Origin of the sequence: Pseudoalteromonas luteoviolacea (assembly GCF_021654285.1) — a bacterium.
GTDB lineage: Bacteria > Pseudomonadota > Gammaproteobacteria > Enterobacterales > Alteromonadaceae > Pseudoalteromonas > Pseudoalteromonas luteoviolacea_J.
Window position 1 is genome coordinate 18,730 of the sequence record NZ_JAKFZS010000017.1, and the last position, 16,312, is coordinate 35,041.

Sequence of the window (16,312 nt, forward strand, 5' to 3'; positions counted from 1 at the left end):
TCAAAGAACTTAACTCCCATTACTATGGAGTTCTTCATTTATCTGCTCTTTCTTGTTTGACGATTGAGCTTGGTCCTTTTCTAACTCAGTTTGCTTGGGCGGTGTCGGTGTCAACTTGTTTTGCGTTGGTGCCATTGTTTGTTCAGAACTCGATTGCTCAACTTTTGTGCTTAATACTGTCGGCTGACTTGGCTCTGACTCATTTCCTTTAAGACCTGTGGGCTTCTTAGGTGCTTCACTTGGAACTTCCGGTGATGGTGATTCTGGCCGCTTCACGCCCGGTAAAGTCACCTCGCGACTCTTGCGCTCTACTTCTGTCACAATAGGCTCTTGCATTGTACCTGTCACTTTAAAATTAATTTCTGATATCACTCGTGCCGAATGGATCACTTTGTCAATTGCAAGCGCTGCCAATCCTGTCACGGGATTAACCATCCAACCGACTATCACAGGCAAACTCGACGTGACTTGTGGCGCAATCGCCAAATCATAGTTAATCTCGTGCGTCGTTAAATTCGCATACCCTGTAATACTCAAATCAGCTGGCACACCATCCATCTTAGTGTCTTGAGTGAAAGCGACTCCATTATCTATCTGCAAGCTGCCTTCCATTTGGTTGTAGAAAAACCCTTTGGCAAAAACATCTCTAAAATCAAGCTTCAGCTTACGCACCAAAGAGTCCAAGCTCAATAATGAAAAAACACGTGCACCTTGATCGCTAATATCTGTCAAATGCCCCTCGCCCAGTTGCCACTGTATATCTCCAGCCAAGGTTTCCCATTGGAAGTCATAAGGTGCAGCTTGCCAACTCAACTTAAAATCGATATTAGCTTGAGAGTCTTTCACGGTTGACGTGATATCAAACTCTTCCATTAAATCACCAAAATCGGCGCTGCTTAGGTTGCCATTTATTTGTGACACACCATCTCGCCAGCTCCCAGTCGCTGAAAGCGCGTGCGCACCTTTATCTACATTGAGTTTGCCAATCGTAAGCTGTTCACCGTTGCCTGCCATTGAAAGATTTACTCTATCAAGTTGGTACTGATTAATACGGCAATCATCACAACCAAACTCTATAGCTGGAATACGAGTCAGCCAACTTAAATCAGGCTTCTCTTCTACTAGAGGCTCTGCCACAGGCTGAGAGTTCACACGAAGATAATCAGCTTGTATATCAATTGGTATGCTGTGCTGATTCGGTAACCGAACCTGAGCCCTGAGCTCTTTTCCATTCAAGCGCACTTCCCAGTTATCCGCATCTGGTTTCATCTGCATTTCAATATCATTGAATAAGACATTACCAACGAGAAGCTCTCCAAAGTTAGCGCTTATCTCATTCAACTCTGGTAAAATACTGCTGTTATTTTGCGACGATGATGTGCTCTTCTCTATAATCCTATCAATAAACTCGAACCACCTATCCAACTGAATATCTGGCTGGTCGATAGTCACCGTAAAACCTGACGGCTCCAAACCGCGATTTTGTGCGCCAACGACCAAATGCGCTTTATCAAAACGCCCATTGCTATTGTCTAAAATACCATTGAAATACAGGAGGTCATTCACATTCGCAGTGATCAAATTAGAGATCTCATCTCCTCTCACCTCACCAATCAACTTCCCAGTTGAGCCAACAACTTTATTATAGGGTGAAGGTAACATCACTGACACGCCAGTTAAATCTGAGCTAAAACTCGCTAGGTAATTAAATCCTTGTTCAGTAAAGTTTAATGCTATATTGGTGTCTAACCACGCTTCACCTGCGATAAAACCATCCATTAGCCCACCACCGTGTGGCAATAAGGCTTCACTGCTAGCTTGCAAAGCGGCTTCAATATTTACTTCATAACCTTGTTTATCCCCATGTCCCATGACAGAGAAACCTATCGGCATAGTTAACCAAGTTGCTTTTGCACTCTGAAGCTTAATTTCATCATCGTGGAAGGTTAATTGGCCATGCACATCATTAAGTTGCATACCCGGTTTACTGAGATAAATTCGGTTGCCATTTAACTGTACCGTCCCTTTTGCAATAACATTCAGATCGTTTAAATCTATATCGAGTTCTATCTCACCATGTGCAGTGCCCTCACCTTGGACAATATCAAGCACATTAACTAACGGATCGGCTATCGGTGTATCTGCAAAAAAAGCACTTAAGCTAGATGCTTCTGTTTGCTGGCTGATTGTAACAATGAGGTTGTCGGCTTGCTCAAGGTCAGCCAAGCTTACCACAACCTTCCCGAGAATATCCTGATTAGACAGCTGGCCAGAGCCTGCTGTGATATCCATGCGTTCATTGTGAAAATGCAGTTCAACGCCGGCATTTTTTACACTTTTCCAATCAGGTGCAAATAAAAACTCAGCGCCATCAATATGCGCCAAGACTTCAAATTGGCCCTGTTTATCACGATATGGAAATGCGTTTAATGGTCCAGACAGTAATACTTGAGCACGCACGTCTTCACCAGCAATAATCCCTCTATCTAAATACTCAACCAAATTGCTGTGCATTAAATCTAATGGAAAGTAATGTCCCGCAATCGATGCATCTTGACCATATACTTCAGCATACAAATCTAGCTCGGGCTGTGAGAATAAACGAGTATGGAACTCTAGCGCCACAGCAAGGTGATCATTACTCACCCACAAGTTATCTGAATTAACTTGCCAATGCCCATTCGCATCTTGCCAAAAATGTATGTCGCCGTTGAGCTCATCAATATCAATGGGTTTGATAAAGCGCGCTCCAGTCATGAGCTGTTGTTGATGTGCGCTCACGCTGACCACACCACGCTGCCCCTGCCAGTTAATTTCAAGATCTATCCCTGTTAAACCAGGTGCTGCGTCACTTTCACGCCATGCGACATTTTCTGCAAGACCCCATACATTAATACCCGTATCTGCCTGCCAAGTTACCCTGGCTTTATTAAGTTCGCCTTGAAACTGGCTTTTTTCTATGCCTTTTGCCCACTCATATCGAGTCAAGGCGAGCGCATCTGCTATTGGCGCTAAATCAAACTGCTGTAACCAAAGTGTGCGCTGTGTACTCGACCACTGGCCTTGAAATTGCGTTGGTTTATAATCATGTTCATTGCTGATAAATATAAACTCAGAGCTGTCCAGTGACCAACCGCTCTCAGACGGTTCAATTAATACCTGACCACTTTCTAGACCTAATTTATTTAACTGATTTTTATCACTCCAGGTAACGTAGCTAGGTTCAACTTGCACTAAAATATCAGTTAATTTTCCATGCTGAAATTGAGTCCAGAGTTGACCATTGATGCTAGCACTCAAATTTCGATAACTGTCATCTAAATGCTCATCAATTAAGTCTAATACATTCAGATCATTGGCTTGTAGATAAATATCGCCTTCAATTTCTTGTAAAGTTTGTCCAGAAAGCTTAACTCGGGTATTTAAACTACCTTGAGATAAGCTAGGGAAAATAAGTCGCCCCTCACCATGATGTGCATTGGCGCTATTTTGCCAAACCATATCTTGGATCAGTATTGTATGGTGCAAATCATGTGCACCCAATAAATGAACTTCACTATTTTGAACTGAGAAGTGCCCAGTTTCCCCTAAAAATAACCCTTCGATAAGTGCCTGCTGCTCAAACTCGCCTGCATTAGCATTATCATCTAAGTTGAGTCTATTGAGGTGAATATTTGCTTTAAAGCCATCAAGCACAAAATAATTGGAAACTAACTGCCACTGCCGCAAAGACTGAACAACATTGACTTGCAAGCTGGTATTATCAATATGAAGAGAGATAGGTGCGTTTTGGTTATCTTCAAAATTCACATTTTCAAGCACAAGGGCGGGCCCAGTACCCTGCCAACTGGCGCTGATTGAGCCAATACTCAACTCAACGTTAAGTTGACGGTAAATCAGAGATTCAATGCTATTTTTGTAATCATTAGCGTACGGTAAGCTCAGCTTCAACAGAGAAACCAATACCGCAAGCATAACCAAGGTTACAGCAAAAACTTGCCAAACCTTTCGAATACAAAAAAAGCAAATTGTTTTGGGGTGCATATCGGCCTACATCATTACCACATCAAACTGCTCTTGGCTGTACAAGTTTTCAGTTTGGATACTCACTTGCTTCCCGATAAACAGTTCCAGCTCGGCCAAATTATGATATTCATCATTCACTAACGCCTCACTCACAGCCGCAGAGGCATATACCATGAACTTATCCGCATCATACGCACGATTCACTCGGACAATTTCACGCAATATCTCATAACAAACCGTTTCTACGGTTTTCAAAGATCCTCGACCAGAACAAGAAGGACATACATCACATAAAATGTGCTCTAGACTTTCTCTTGTACGCTTTCTCGTCATTTCAACTAAACCAAGCGCTGACAGCCCGTTAATATTTGCTTTGGCGCGGTCTTTTGCCAATGCCGCTTCGAGTGAATGTAATACTCGGCGTTTATGCTCATCTGAAACCATATCAATAAAGTCAATAATGATAATACCGCCTAGATTCCTTAACCTAAGCTGACGCGCAATAGCAGAAGTTGCCTCGACATTGGTATTGAAAATGGTTTCTTCTAAGTTTCTATGACCAACAAACGCCCCTGTATTCACATCTACGGTCGTCATGGCTTCTGTTTGATCTATGATTAAATAACCACCTGATTTCAGTTCAACCTTACGGTGTAGTGCTTTTTGTATCTCTGTTTCAACATCAAAAAGATCAAAGATCGGACGCTCGCCAGGATAATACTCCAACGTCTCAGATAGCTGTGGAACAAACTCTTCTGTAAACGTCTTCAATTGCTGATACGTTAATTTGGAATCAACACGAATACGCTCCATGTCTTCACCAACGTAATCGCGTAGAGTACGGAACGCCAGCGTCAAGTCTTCATGTAAGATACTTGCTTTGCTGGTCTTTCTTCGCTTGCTAACAATTTTTTGCCAAAGTTTTTTTAGAAATTCTGCATCATGCTTTAATTCAGCTTCCGCAGCGCCTTCAGCCGCAGTGCGAACAATAAAGCCACCATTTTCATCATTATACTGGGCAACAATATGTTTAAGACGGTCGCGCTCTTCTTCTGTTTCAATTCTTTGACTAACACCAACGTGCGTTGCATCTGGCATAAAGACTAAGTAGCGAGAAGGGATGGTAATGTCCGTGGTTAAACGCGCCCCTTTGGTACCGATCGGATCTTTCACCACCTGTACCATAATGAACTGGCCTTGCTTGACTAGCTCTCTAATATCCTGCACTTTTTTAATTGGCTGATGATCAACCGCTTCTTCAATAGAAGCACTACTGACAATGTCTGAAGCATGTAGAAAAGCGGCTTTTTCGAGACCAATATCGACAAATGCGGCTTGCATACCCGGTAGCACTCGGCTCACCTTGCCTAAATAGATGTTACCAACAATGCCTAAGTTGCCGACACGCTCAACTTGGACTTCTTGCAGCACACCATTCTCAATGAGTGCGACTCGACTTTCACTTGGTGTTACATTGATCAATAATTCGCTACTCATCTCGACCCGCCATAAATGCTTGAATTAATTCGTCTGTTTCATATAAAGGTAGTCCGACTACAGCAAAATAACTACCTTTAAGCTGTGTTACAAATCGCCCACCTAGACCTTGTATACCATATCCACCAGCTTTATCTTGTGGCTCTTGGCTTGACCAATATTGTTCTATTTCCGCAGCTGAGAGTACTTTGAAAGTCACTTCTGTGATGACTGTTTTACTCATCACTGTCTGATTATCTGCCAGCGCAATCGCAGTCATCACTTGATGCGTGTTGCCTGATAGCTTAGTCATCATAGAGATAAAATCGTCTTTGTTTACAGGCTTACCGAGCGCTTCTCCATCAGCGACAACAATCGTATCACTGCCTAAAACAGGACGGTTCTCACTACCTATGCCAACGCCACTTTGCGCTTTTAATCTGGCCAAGCGCTCAACTAAAGCTGCAGGTGCTTCATTTGGCAAAGCTCGCTCATCCGCATCGACAGAAAATTGTTCAAAATCGTAACCAAGCTGGCTCAATAACTCTTTGCGGCGTGGGGATGCCGAAGCCAAATATAATTTTACGGTCATTAACGGATCCTAAAATGTCTACGGTACTTCCTTAGCAATAGGAAGATCCAAGGCCAACACAACATACCAACCAAAGCCGGCCATAAATATGCAGGATTAAAATAAATATCTAATAAGAAATGATTTAGCCAAAACTGCAATAAGTGATACAGCGCTAAAAACAAACCTATCAACATGGCTTGCTGCCACAAGGAGAAGTTTCTTAACTTCTGGAAGTTACTGACTGTAATATAGATGCACACTGAGTAAGTCAACGAGTTAACACCCAAAGGAGAGCCGACAGCCAAATCCATGATCAGACCCGTGCACCATGCCCAGCCAATATTAACCCTGTGCGGTAACGCAATTGACCAATACATCAATACTAATAGGACCCAATCTGGCCTAAAAGGTTCTAAAGAAAATGGTAATGGCATCAACGCCATAATAAGCGCAAGAAACACGCTAAAAGTGATAAAAGAAAAGCTACGGCTCATTACTTACCTCCGTATCGTTTTCCCCTAAAATAACCAGCAGTCGAACCCTATCTAACTGCGCGATAGGTTCAGCATAAACTTTTGCAAAAGGCAGCCCTTCATCTCTATCAATTTCAGTGACAACTGCCACTGGGTAACCTTCTGGAAAGCGGCTGCCAAGGCCTGAGGTCACTAAGATATCGCCGATACGAATATCCAAACTATGTGACACATGAGCTAATTGCACCAAATTGATCTTGCCTATCCCTTCGACCACCATACTGACATCATTACGTAAAATCCGAACAGGGGTCGCATGGGTCGTGTCCGTCATCAACAATACACGGGAGGTTGTGGTACCGACATGAGTCAATTGACCGACTAATCCAAGTTCATCAATAACAGCTTGTCCCTCAGATACGCCATCTATCGTGCCCTTATTAATAACAACCTGATGATTATATCGATTCGAACGCACCGACAGTACTTGCGCGATTTGGCGGCTATGAGATTGCCGTGACGAAGCGCCTAACAGCGCTCGCAGCTCATTATTTTCTTTTAATAAAAATTGGAATTGCTGAAGCTGCTCACTTTGCAAAAGTTGCTTGGCACGCAGGGTTTCATTTTCATCTAACAGCCTGTCTCGTGTATGCAAGCTTTGCGCACCAACATTAAATAATTCGTATGGCACGTTTGCAGCATATAAAACTGGACTAACTAGTGTATTGAGTGTCGTTCTGACAAAAGTACCGCCAGAGGTATATCGATCACCTATGATGAGGATAATACTAAGCACAACTGCGACAGTAAGTCGCAGTTGTAAAGAGATGCTTCGGCCAAACAGTAAATTCATCAGTCGTAACTAAATACATCGCCGCCATGCATATCAATCATCTCAAGCGCTTTACCACCACCACGCGCAACACACGTCAGTGGATCATCAGCAACAACAACAGGGATCCCCGTTTCTTCCATCAGCAATCGGTCTAAATCTTTCAGCAGTGCACCGCCGCCTGTTAATACCATGCCATGTGCTGAAATATCCGATGCCAACTCAGGTGGTGACTGCTCTAACGCAACCATGACGGCGCTGACAATCCCCATCAGAGGCTCTTGTAATGCTTCTAAAATCTCATGTGAATTGAGCGTAAATGAGCGTGGAACACCTTCTGCTAAATTACGTCCGCGCACTTCAATTTCAATTGGCGTTTCACTCTTAAAAGCAGAACCGATTTCATGCTTGATGTGCTCCGCGGTTGCTTCGCCTATTAAACTACCAAAGTTACGTCTTACATAATTAATAATGGCTTCATCAAATTTGTCACCACCGATACGCACAGAAGATGAATAAACCACACCATTAAGCGAGATTATCGCTACCTCAGTTGTACCACCGCCAATATCAACAACCATTGAGCCTGTTGCTTCAGACACTGGCAAACCGGCGCCAATTGCTGCGGCCATCGGCTCTTCAATCAAGTACACTTCACGCGCGCCAGCACCCATGGCTGACTCACGGATCGCACGCTTCTCAACTTGTGTTGCACCACACGGTACACAAATTAATACGCGCGGACTTGGGCGCATAAAATTATTATTGTGAACTTGCTTGATAAAATGCTGAAGCATTTTTTCTGTGACATAGAAGTCCGCAATAACACCATCTTTCATTGGTCTTATCGCTTTGATATTGCCGGGTGTTCTACCAAGCATCTGCTTTGCGGCTGTGCCGACAGAAGCAACACTTTTTGGTCCACCTGCTCGCTCTTGACGAATTGCCACAACAGAAGGCTCGTTCAATACAATGCCTTCTTCTTTCACATAAATCAGAGTATTCGCCGTGCCTAAGTCAATAGACAGGTCATTTGAAAATAATCCACGTAGCTTTTTAAACATGAGGCTGGGTAACCTTAAAGAATTCTTTTAACTAAGCCGCAGTAATTGTCACTGCGGCTAAAATATTTAAGTCTACAAAGTGCTAACTGCACTTTAGCTGAACGCGCCCTATTCGGCGCATTATTTATCTTTCACGAACTAATCTAAAACCGATATAATTAGCTCTAAAATCAGGTGCTAACGCTAGGCGTGTTGATACCCTAGCCAAGCTAGGCGCAAAGTTCCATGCACCGCCTCGAACCGTCACATCTTCTTGAGAAGCACGCTTTTGCGTCCATTCCCAAACATTGCCAACGGTATCATATAAACCATAGTTATTTGGTGAAAACTCACCAACTGGGGATGGACTTTTATTTGACCACTCACTGCCACACCATCCACAATTTGCCAACCCTCTACCAATCTCATTGCCCCAAGGGTATTCTGAGCTGGTGCCGGCTCTGGCCGCATATTCCCACTCTACTTCATTTGGCAAACGATATTGTATGCCTTGCTCCGCAGATAACCAATTTGCATATGCTTTAGCATCTTCATAGGTTACACAGACAACGGGGAAATTTTCAGCTTGCTCAAAGCCTGGATTACTCCAGTTATATTCGCTTTCCCAAATAGGCTCGCCATTTTTGTAATGTGCACAACCAGTGCCTTTTTCAGCCTCTGTTTGATAGCCCGTGCTAACAATAAATTGTCTGTATTCCGCTACCGTCACTTCATTGCTTTGCATCGCATAAGAGTGACTGAGTACTTTCTCTACCACTGGGCGCTCATTAGCAAGTCCATTACCGGTTAAATCACCCATTTGGAATGATCCTGCAGGAATAATCACCACTTTATTTTCAACCAAGTTAGGCGTTACTGATTTTTGTACAGTGCTAGGACGCTCAACTTGCTCTCTTTTCGGTGTCGGTGCAGCAATCGACTCAGGCTTTTTTATTAGCTTGGCGTTTATCGTTCGAGCACGCCTCACGTCAATTCTGGCTTTATATGACTCATAGCCTAATTTACGGATCTCAATGTCATAGGACCCTGTAGGTACACTGACAACCAGTTTAGTAGAGCCATAACTTACACCATCAATAAACACTTCATCATCATAGACATTAGATCTTAAAGTTAGGTCAACTTGTCTATCTTGAGGTGTTTGTTGAATGATTTGTGATTTAACTTCTGTCTGTGGTTGCAGTGCGGTGACACTTGGCACACTTGGTTCAGGCTTGTCGAGCTCATCTTTAAAAGTAAGCTGACTGTCACTGAACGTCGTTGGGTAACTTGCTTGATACCCTACAGATAGCGGCGTACCGTACTCGCTACAAAAGCGATTATCCAGCGCTAACAAGCCACAAAGGCGACTATTATTGACGTCACCGCGCATCGTCACACTTAAATTGACGCTGTAATTACCTTGACCGCTGAACGCACTGCCAATCACATGACTGCTCACGACTTGCACTTGTGCACCAGCTAAGTGTCTCTTAGGCTCTACAATGCGTTGCTCTGTTAGGTTTGCAAATATCTGATCGATAAAACGCTTAGTTGCTTTTTGTAGACCTAATTGCTGACCCCTTTGCTCACACGCGGCAAGCGTTTCTGTACGCTTACAATTGATGGTGTGTTCAACCTCTAATGTGCCTTCACGAGTAAACTCGTTACGAAGCCGCTCCACTCGCGCTGTACTTAATTGATCTTTTAAGCTTGCAAGCGTATTGACTAGGGTATGTTTACTAACGCGAATTTGCTCTATGTCTTTGCGGTGCGATGCTATGGCCGCTAACTGCATCGCTATATCTTCTTTATTTGATTTATGATCAGCAACAGACTGCTGGTATCTCATCTGCGCAGATGAAATATCAATAGAAGGATCGTCAATCAATCGACGATATAAATCATTCATGGCATCGAGTGCCTGATTTTTTTCTTTATCCAACTCTGTTGAGTTTGTCCTCAACAATTCAAGTTGTGATTGTAAACGGGCTTCTTCAGCCACGTGCTTGTCTAAAATCTGAGTATATCTATCTAACTCAGCCTGTTTTTCGGAGCGCTCTGACTCGATAGCTGTCACAGTCGCAGTATCTTGTGCCCAAACACTTACAGACAATAAGGCGGCAGAGACAAAAAGAGATAAAGGAGCAATTCGCATATATTCCATTCCCAACAGCGGCAGTTGTTTTGGTCTTTGTTATTTTTGATGTTTTAATGCTCAATGCTATGTACTTACGAAGTAAAACACAAGCCTTGCACAATTAATATCTGAGTTTACAACTATTAGTCACGTACTTACCAGTGTTCTGAGCACATTTTCATGAAATAATAACCTCAAAGCGTTTATTTACAAATAAATCAAAAATCAAATGAAGACTTCAAGCCACTTAGAATCGCCTCTGCAGACAATTCGACATCCTTTATTAGCAGCCAAAAAAATTGAATTGCTGGTAAAAAGAGATGATCTGCTCCATCCCACTGTACAGGGAAACAAGTGGCGAAAGCTTAAATATAATCTTGTAGAACTTAAACGCCAGCAATGCCGCTCTCTTGTGACCTTTGGTGGCGCTTTCTCAAATCACGTATATGCAACAGCCATGGCCAGTAAGCTGTTTAATATCCCTGCGGATATTATTGTCAGAGGCCCACACCTTGATGCAGCAAATCCTACTATCCGCTTTGCCAAAGCATGTCACGTCAACTTACATCCTGTCACTCGAATTGAATATCGACAACGTCATGATCCTGATTACCTTGAACGACTCAAAAAACGATTTCCCAATGCATTCATCATACCTGAAGGTGGTAGCAACCAATTTGCTTTGCAAGGCTGCGAAGAATTAGCACGCTCTTTACCTAAAAGTGACTATGTTTGCTGCGCTGTGGGTAGCGGTGGAACGCTAGCCGGTATACTTGATGGACTTGACCCCTCCGTAAAGCTTATGGGGTTTGCAGTACTGAAAGGGGCGGAGTATTTAAATGAGGAAGTCGAGAACCTAAACCCAAAGGCAATGGTTCAAACAAATTGGCAAATACTGACGAAATTTCATGAAGGTGGTTATGGTAAGTTTTCACACGCGCTTTGGCAATTCTGCCAGACAATGCGACGTGACCATCACTTGCCCCTAGAGCCCATCTATACAGGTAAAATGATGTATGGACTTTGGCAGTTGATTGAGCAAGATCATTTTCCAAAACATAGTCGGATTGTTGCCATACACTCGGGGGGCTTGCAGGGCCTAGACGGCCTACGTTATCGGCAGTTAATTTAAGCTATTTTCGAGTTCCAGTAGAGGTGCACTGAAGAAATAGCCTTGCGCACCATCAACACCAAGGCGTTTAATACAGTTAAACTCATCTTGTGTTTCTACACCCACCGCATAAACCGGCACTTGCAACTTCTTGGCTTGACCCACTATCTGCTTCACCACTGCGCGCCGCTTCGCGCATCCATTAATACCGTGAATGAGTTCAAAAGCCAACTTGATCCCCGTTACATTATGCAACCTTTGTAATTGGATCACATCTAAAGGTTTATTCACGTGGTCTAGCACCACATTGGTACCCAGCAGCAGCAGTGATGAGAAAAACTGCTCAAAATAACCTTTATGCTGATAATAGTCGCTTATCATCAGCTCCAGAGTCACATCACTTGCACGGCCAGAATCCTTCAAAGCGCCTATCAACCAATTTAAAAATACACTATTAGACCAGTTCACAACATGTAAATTAACGCTCACCGAAAACCCTCTTGGCTCTTTAGATAGTACTTTAAGTGCTTGTCTCACAATCGCCTTATCAAGTTCAATTAAGTGTTCATTATGGTGTATTTTATGAATAAATTGCCCTGCGGTGATCAAACCTAACGTTTTATGCCGAACACGCAATAACGCTTCACTTTGGATCACATCTTGTGATTTGAAATCAAATAAAGGCTGACAAAAAAGTACAAATCGCCCAGCGCGAATATCTTCCATAATATGTACTTCAGCATCCAGTAAGCTCTCAGCTAACGTATGATTCAGTGGCAGCATATGTATATGTTGCCACACATGGTTTTGCGCAATACTGAGAGAAGATCTGGCAATTTGATACACTTGCGTTTGGTCCGCACTTTCACCATAAAAACATGCCCCGCACTTAACCGCACTGCGTGACAAATCTCCGCGAAAGGCAAGTAATGCTTGATATACAACTTCATGTAAACGCTTAATCGCTTGCTCAACTTCATTTTTACCTAACGTACCGAGTGTAACGGTCAAGGTGCCTGACGATAAATACTTGGCTGAACAATACTGGTACTTATTAAAACACTTCGCTAAAGTGACACTAAAGTGGCTCTGTGGTTCAATGTGCTTCGGCAGTTCACAACGCCATTTAAACATTGCAAACATCGTCACCTGCTGCTCCGTTGTCACAGGTATATTTACCAAACTTTCCCCATTATCTTTGCGTGTTCTGTGTGTGAGCTGCTTGCTTACCTTACGACGTTCTACATGACGTTTACGCTTGTTCAAATAGATAGTGCCAAATAACGCCCCGGCTCCAAAAATGAACGTATTGACCCAAATAAACCACATCAGTCCTTTATTTATCAACGGTGAGGGATACATGCTCATCGAGTGCTCGCCGACCTTAAAATGATGCGGGGATGAAAACCAGGAAATAAAAGCATCATTGCTAGGAAATACGCTAAAGCCATGTTGATTAGCCAACTTGCCGAGTTCTTGAGGAGGAATAGGAACTATGTAATAAGATAACTGCGCATCTAAACGCTGCGACTCTTCATCAATCCAAGTACTGATTGATTGTATTAAAACTAAATTGCTCACTAAGAGCAGAATACTCCAAGCAACCAAAAACACGTACTCACGTTTAGCGATGTGTTTAGTTAGCGCGAAGTGAAACATAATACAGGCTGCCATCAAGGGATCTGCTTAAAGTTTTGTTCAATCTATTCCAAAACTCAAGGCAACCTAATTAAGATTCCCAAAAGCTGCTGATCTTGAATGTATTATTTTTTAGGATAATAAAAGAAACAGGTAGCACAAAGACAATGAAAAAGCTTTCTACTTCTGAGCGCCATAACTTTTGACAGACCAAATCCAAGCTGGACCACAATTTTAGCCTGAGTTTCAAAGCTTTTTCCTGTGTACAAATGCTCGCGTCCCGTATTTTCGTTTCCTATATATGCTTATACAGAGCTAGTTATGGCTTAGGCATCGCAATGTAGTAAAAATACAAAACTATATTTAAAAGCGACATACAATGTCTGACAAAAATAAATTCTTAGATGAATTCGAACAAATGATCATGCCTGCATTAATTCACCTTGAAGATGAAGCGTATAGTGAAGTATTAGCAGGGAGAGGCCACAACTCAGCGAGGTGGGTGAGAAAACGCTATTTTAAGTGACAATACAAGGACACAATACACAAAGCGCTAAATAGCGCTGTGGACGCTCTATAGCAAGGCGTGATTGATTTTTAAAATTAATACCAACCTCCTTTTAAAGTTACGCTACCATCGAAAGAAACCTATTGAGCAACCAGTTACTTTGATTTCTCCACCTTTAATTTGTAAAGCTCAGCCCTTCAATCTCATGTTGAAAGCTTTAAACTCGCCTTATTAACTAGCCGCTTCACCATGACCCTTCTAATAACATTAAAAAAGCCGCTATTTAGCGGCTTTTCAGTGTCAAATAACTTTATATTTGTCTTTGGTTAGAACGGAATATCGTCGTCAAAGTCAATTGGTGGCTCCATTGGATTAGAGGCACTACCTTGCTGCTGTGGTGCAAAGCCGCCTTGAGGCTGCCCACCCTGCGCAGGTGCACTTTGAGATTGTCCACCGCCAAAGTTATTATTTTGCGGCTGAGGCGCACTTTGCTGAGGCGTTTGCTGCTGTGGTGCAAAACCGCCCTGCTGTGCTGCAGGCTGTTGACCATATTGCTGCTGATTATTTTGCTGAGGCGCAAAACCACCACCTTGCTGCTGCCCGTAACCACCTTGGTTACCGCCAGATTGATATTGACCACCTTGTTCATTGCGGCCACCAAGCATTTGCATTTGACCGCCCATGTCTACGACAATCTCAGTTGTATACTTGTCTTGACCACTTTGATCGGTCCACTTACGCGTTTGCAAACGACCTTCAATATATACTTGTGAGCCCTTACGTAAGTATTCACCAGCCACTTCAGCTAATTTACCGAATAACACAACTCGGTGCCACTCAGTACGCTCTTGCAGCTGACCTGTGTTTTTGTCTTTCCAACTATCTGTGGTTGCAATACTAATGTTCGCTACACCGTTGCCGTTAGGCATATATCGAACTTCAGGATCTTGGCCTAGGTTACCTACCAAGATTACTTTATTCACACCGCGTGCCATGGCACCCTCTCCTCACACAATTACAAGCATTGCTTAATTTTACTCTCTATAACGATTGTATACCGATTGCGCTTCGAATTCGACTTCTCATCACACCTCGTTACTCGTTATGAAGAATATAAAATTTGCTTCGCTTGGTTTAAATCAAATTTACTTTCATCCACTTTTAAATAAGCGCGATTTTCTTCACTGACTACAGTCGCCTCTAACACGCCCGGTAATGTGACCAGTTTTTCAGCAAGTGTTTGTGCATGCTGAGGTTTATCGAGTTCTGTTACAAAGCTCAGGGCTTTACTACGTGGAGGGACTTGCATGCGCCATGCAATAGCCAGCCATATTAACCCAATTCCTGCTGCCGCAGCAAATACAGTTTGCGTCTCATAGTGCTGCGCTAGGTAGCCTCCCAATACGCCACCTAAAAAGGCACCTAAAAATTGCCCAGAGGAAAACACCCCCATTGCAGAACCCTTTTGGTTTGCAGGTGAGATCCGAGAGACCAGTGCTGGCATGGTCGCTTCTAAGAAATTAAAGGCAATAAAATACAAGGTCATTGACAGTGCAATGCCCCACAACGAATCAGACAACCATACCAGTAATAAAGTGCTGACACTCAACATGGCAACAGCGCCTAAAAACACCTGTTTTTCTTTTTGTTTTTTGATTGCGATTATCATCATTGGCGCCATCAAAACAAACGCTAGTATCAATACCGGAATATATATTTGCCAATGAGATTGTGCATCTAGCCCGTCATCAATCAATTTCGCAGGCAAGACAACAAATAATGTAGTCAGGGTCAGGTGCAACATTAATACACCAAGATCTAAACGTAGTAATTGCGGGTGCTTAACCAGATTTTTAATATCGACCAATGACGCGACCGTGTCGCCTTTAGGTGCTTTGTGTACCGCATTAGGCACCACAAACAAGACAATTAAAATGCCGACCACAGCCAATATCGCGGTCAGCCAGAAGACCCCAGCAATACCAAAAGCAGCGGCAACCATTGGGCCGACTAACATGGCCACAGCGAAACTCAAACCTATACACATGCCGATCACCGCCATCACTTTGGGCCGTTGTTCATCTCGACTCAAATCAGATGCAAGGGCAAGCAAAGCGCTGGCAATAGCACCCATCCCCTGAAGCGCGCGACCCGCTGTCACCCAGTAAATAGATTCCGCAGTTGCAGCAATGACAGAGCCAATTGCAAATACCACGAGACCGCCAATAATGATTGGCTTGCGGCCAAATTTATCTGACAGCCACCCCATTGGGATCTGTAAAAGCGCCTGTGTCAAACCATACGCACCAATAGCCAGTCCAATCCAAAGAGGCGAAACATCTTCGAATGAATCACTATAAATAGCCAATACTGGCATCAGCATAAACAAGCCGAGCATGCGAAAAGCAAAGACTCCCGCCAGTGAAAAAGCGGCGCGTTTTTCAATTTGGTTCAAAGATTGATTGGACATAAAGTAATGTAAAGTCAAACA

At 43.2% G+C, this 16,312-nt stretch carries 12 protein-coding genes; 2 read left to right on the plus strand and 10 right to left on the minus strand.

Annotation, left to right across the window (positions count from 1 at the left end):
• Nucleotides 1-9: 9 nt before the first annotated feature.
• The 7 genes from L1077_RS16390 to L1077_RS16420 all read right to left on the minus strand — a co-directional run bounded on the left by L1077_RS16390 (nt 10) and on the right by L1077_RS16420 (nt 10,582).
• Nucleotides 10-4,044, minus strand: a complete 4,035-nt coding sequence (locus tag L1077_RS16390) for a YhdP family protein (RefSeq protein WP_237138029.1) — start codon at nt 4,042-4,044, stop codon at nt 10-12.
• A gap of 6 nt (nt 4,045-4,050) precedes the next feature.
• Nucleotides 4,051-5,523 carry a ribonuclease G gene (rng, locus tag L1077_RS16395; protein WP_237138030.1) on the minus strand — a complete coding sequence of 491 codons (1,473 nt, stop codon included), beginning with the start codon at nt 5,521-5,523 and terminating at the stop codon, nt 4,051-4,053.
• Nucleotides 5,516-6,094, minus strand: coding sequence for a Maf family protein (locus tag L1077_RS16400; RefSeq protein WP_237138033.1), 579 nt, complete (start codon nt 6,092-6,094; stop codon nt 5,516-5,518). Before L1077_RS16400 ends, rng begins: the two co-directional genes overlap by 8 nt.
• Nucleotides 6,094-6,570: a rod shape-determining protein MreD gene (gene mreD, locus L1077_RS16405; RefSeq protein ID WP_063361365.1), complete on the minus strand. Its 477-nt coding sequence runs from the start codon at nt 6,568-6,570 to the stop codon at nt 6,094-6,096. The genes L1077_RS16400 and mreD overlap by 1 nt, the downstream gene beginning before the upstream one ends.
• Entirely contained in the window at nt 6,560-7,402 is an 843-nt protein-coding gene (gene mreC / locus L1077_RS16410) for a rod shape-determining protein MreC (RefSeq protein WP_237138035.1), read from the minus strand. The genes mreD and mreC overlap by 11 nt, the downstream gene beginning before the upstream one ends.
• Nucleotides 7,402-8,445: a rod shape-determining protein gene (locus L1077_RS16415; RefSeq protein WP_010376642.1), complete on the minus strand. Its 1,044-nt coding sequence runs from the start codon at nt 8,443-8,445 to the stop codon at nt 7,402-7,404. Before L1077_RS16415 ends, mreC begins: the two co-directional genes overlap by 1 nt.
• 124 nt (nt 8,446-8,569) lie before the next feature.
• On the minus strand, nt 8,570-10,582 hold the full coding sequence (locus L1077_RS16420) for an SUMF1/EgtB/PvdO family nonheme iron enzyme (protein WP_237138037.1): 2,013 nt from the start codon (nt 10,580-10,582) through the stop codon (nt 8,570-8,572).
• A gap of 211 nt (nt 10,583-10,793) precedes the next feature.
• On the opposite strand from L1077_RS16420, the gene L1077_RS16425 reads away from it, so the two are divergent.
• Nucleotides 10,794-11,696, plus strand: a complete 903-nt coding sequence (locus L1077_RS16425) for a 1-aminocyclopropane-1-carboxylate deaminase/D-cysteine desulfhydrase (protein ID WP_237138040.1) — start codon at nt 10,794-10,796, stop codon at nt 11,694-11,696.
• On the opposite strand, the gene L1077_RS16430 is transcribed toward L1077_RS16425, so the two are convergent.
• Nucleotides 11,688-13,334 (minus strand): EAL domain-containing protein, encoded by a 1,647-nt coding sequence (locus L1077_RS16430; protein WP_237138042.1) that lies wholly within the window; start codon nt 13,332-13,334, stop codon nt 11,688-11,690. The two genes, L1077_RS16425 and L1077_RS16430, sit on opposite strands and share 9 nt — an antisense overlap.
• 358 nt (nt 13,335-13,692) lie before the next feature.
• On the opposite strand from L1077_RS16430, the gene L1077_RS16435 reads away from it, so the two are divergent.
• Nucleotides 13,693-13,839, plus strand: coding sequence for a hypothetical protein (locus tag L1077_RS16435; RefSeq protein WP_237138044.1), 147 nt, complete (start codon nt 13,693-13,695; stop codon nt 13,837-13,839).
• A 308-nt stretch (nt 13,840-14,147) separates the two neighbouring features.
• On the opposite strand, the gene ssb is transcribed toward L1077_RS16435, so the two are convergent.
• Entirely contained in the window at nt 14,148-14,816 is a 669-nt protein-coding gene (gene ssb, locus L1077_RS16440) for a single-stranded DNA-binding protein (protein ID WP_237138046.1), read from the minus strand.
• 107 nt (nt 14,817-14,923) lie between these two features.
• On the minus strand, nt 14,924-16,291 hold the full coding sequence (locus tag L1077_RS16445; protein ID WP_237138048.1) for an MFS transporter: 1,368 nt from the start codon (nt 16,289-16,291) through the stop codon (nt 14,924-14,926).
• Nucleotides 16,292-16,312: the final 21 nt, after the last annotated feature.

Coding starts and splice junctions, on each gene's coding strand:
- L1077_RS16390 (WP_237138029.1), bottom strand. CDS start 4,044: ATGCACCCCAAAACAATTTGCTTTTTTTGTATTCGAAAGGTTTGGCAA.
- rng (WP_237138030.1), bottom strand. CDS start 5,523: ATGAGTAGCGAATTATTGATCAATGTAACACCAAGTGAAAGTCGAGTC.
- L1077_RS16400 (WP_237138033.1), bottom strand. CDS start 6,094: ATGACCGTAAAATTATATTTGGCTTCGGCATCCCCACGCCGCAAAGAG.
- mreD (WP_063361365.1), bottom strand. CDS start 6,570: ATGAGCCGTAGCTTTTCTTTTATCACTTTTAGCGTGTTTCTTGCGCTT.
- mreC (WP_237138035.1), bottom strand. CDS start 7,402: ATGAATTTACTGTTTGGCCGAAGCATCTCTTTACAACTGCGACTTACT.
- L1077_RS16415 (WP_010376642.1), bottom strand. CDS start 8,445: ATGTTTAAAAAGCTACGTGGATTATTTTCAAATGACCTGTCTATTGAC.
- L1077_RS16420 (WP_237138037.1), bottom strand. CDS start 10,582: ATGCGAATTGCTCCTTTATCTCTTTTTGTCTCTGCCGCCTTATTGTCT.
- L1077_RS16425 (WP_237138040.1), top strand. CDS start 10,794: ATGAAGACTTCAAGCCACTTAGAATCGCCTCTGCAGACAATTCGACAT.
- L1077_RS16430 (WP_237138042.1), bottom strand. CDS start 13,334: ATGTTTCACTTCGCGCTAACTAAACACATCGCTAAACGTGAGTACGTG.
- L1077_RS16435 (WP_237138044.1), top strand. CDS start 13,693: ATGTCTGACAAAAATAAATTCTTAGATGAATTCGAACAAATGATCATG.
- ssb (WP_237138046.1), bottom strand. CDS start 14,816: ATGGCACGCGGTGTGAATAAAGTAATCTTGGTAGGTAACCTAGGCCAA.
- L1077_RS16445 (WP_237138048.1), bottom strand. CDS start 16,291: ATGTCCAATCAATCTTTGAACCAAATTGAAAAACGCGCCGCTTTTTCA.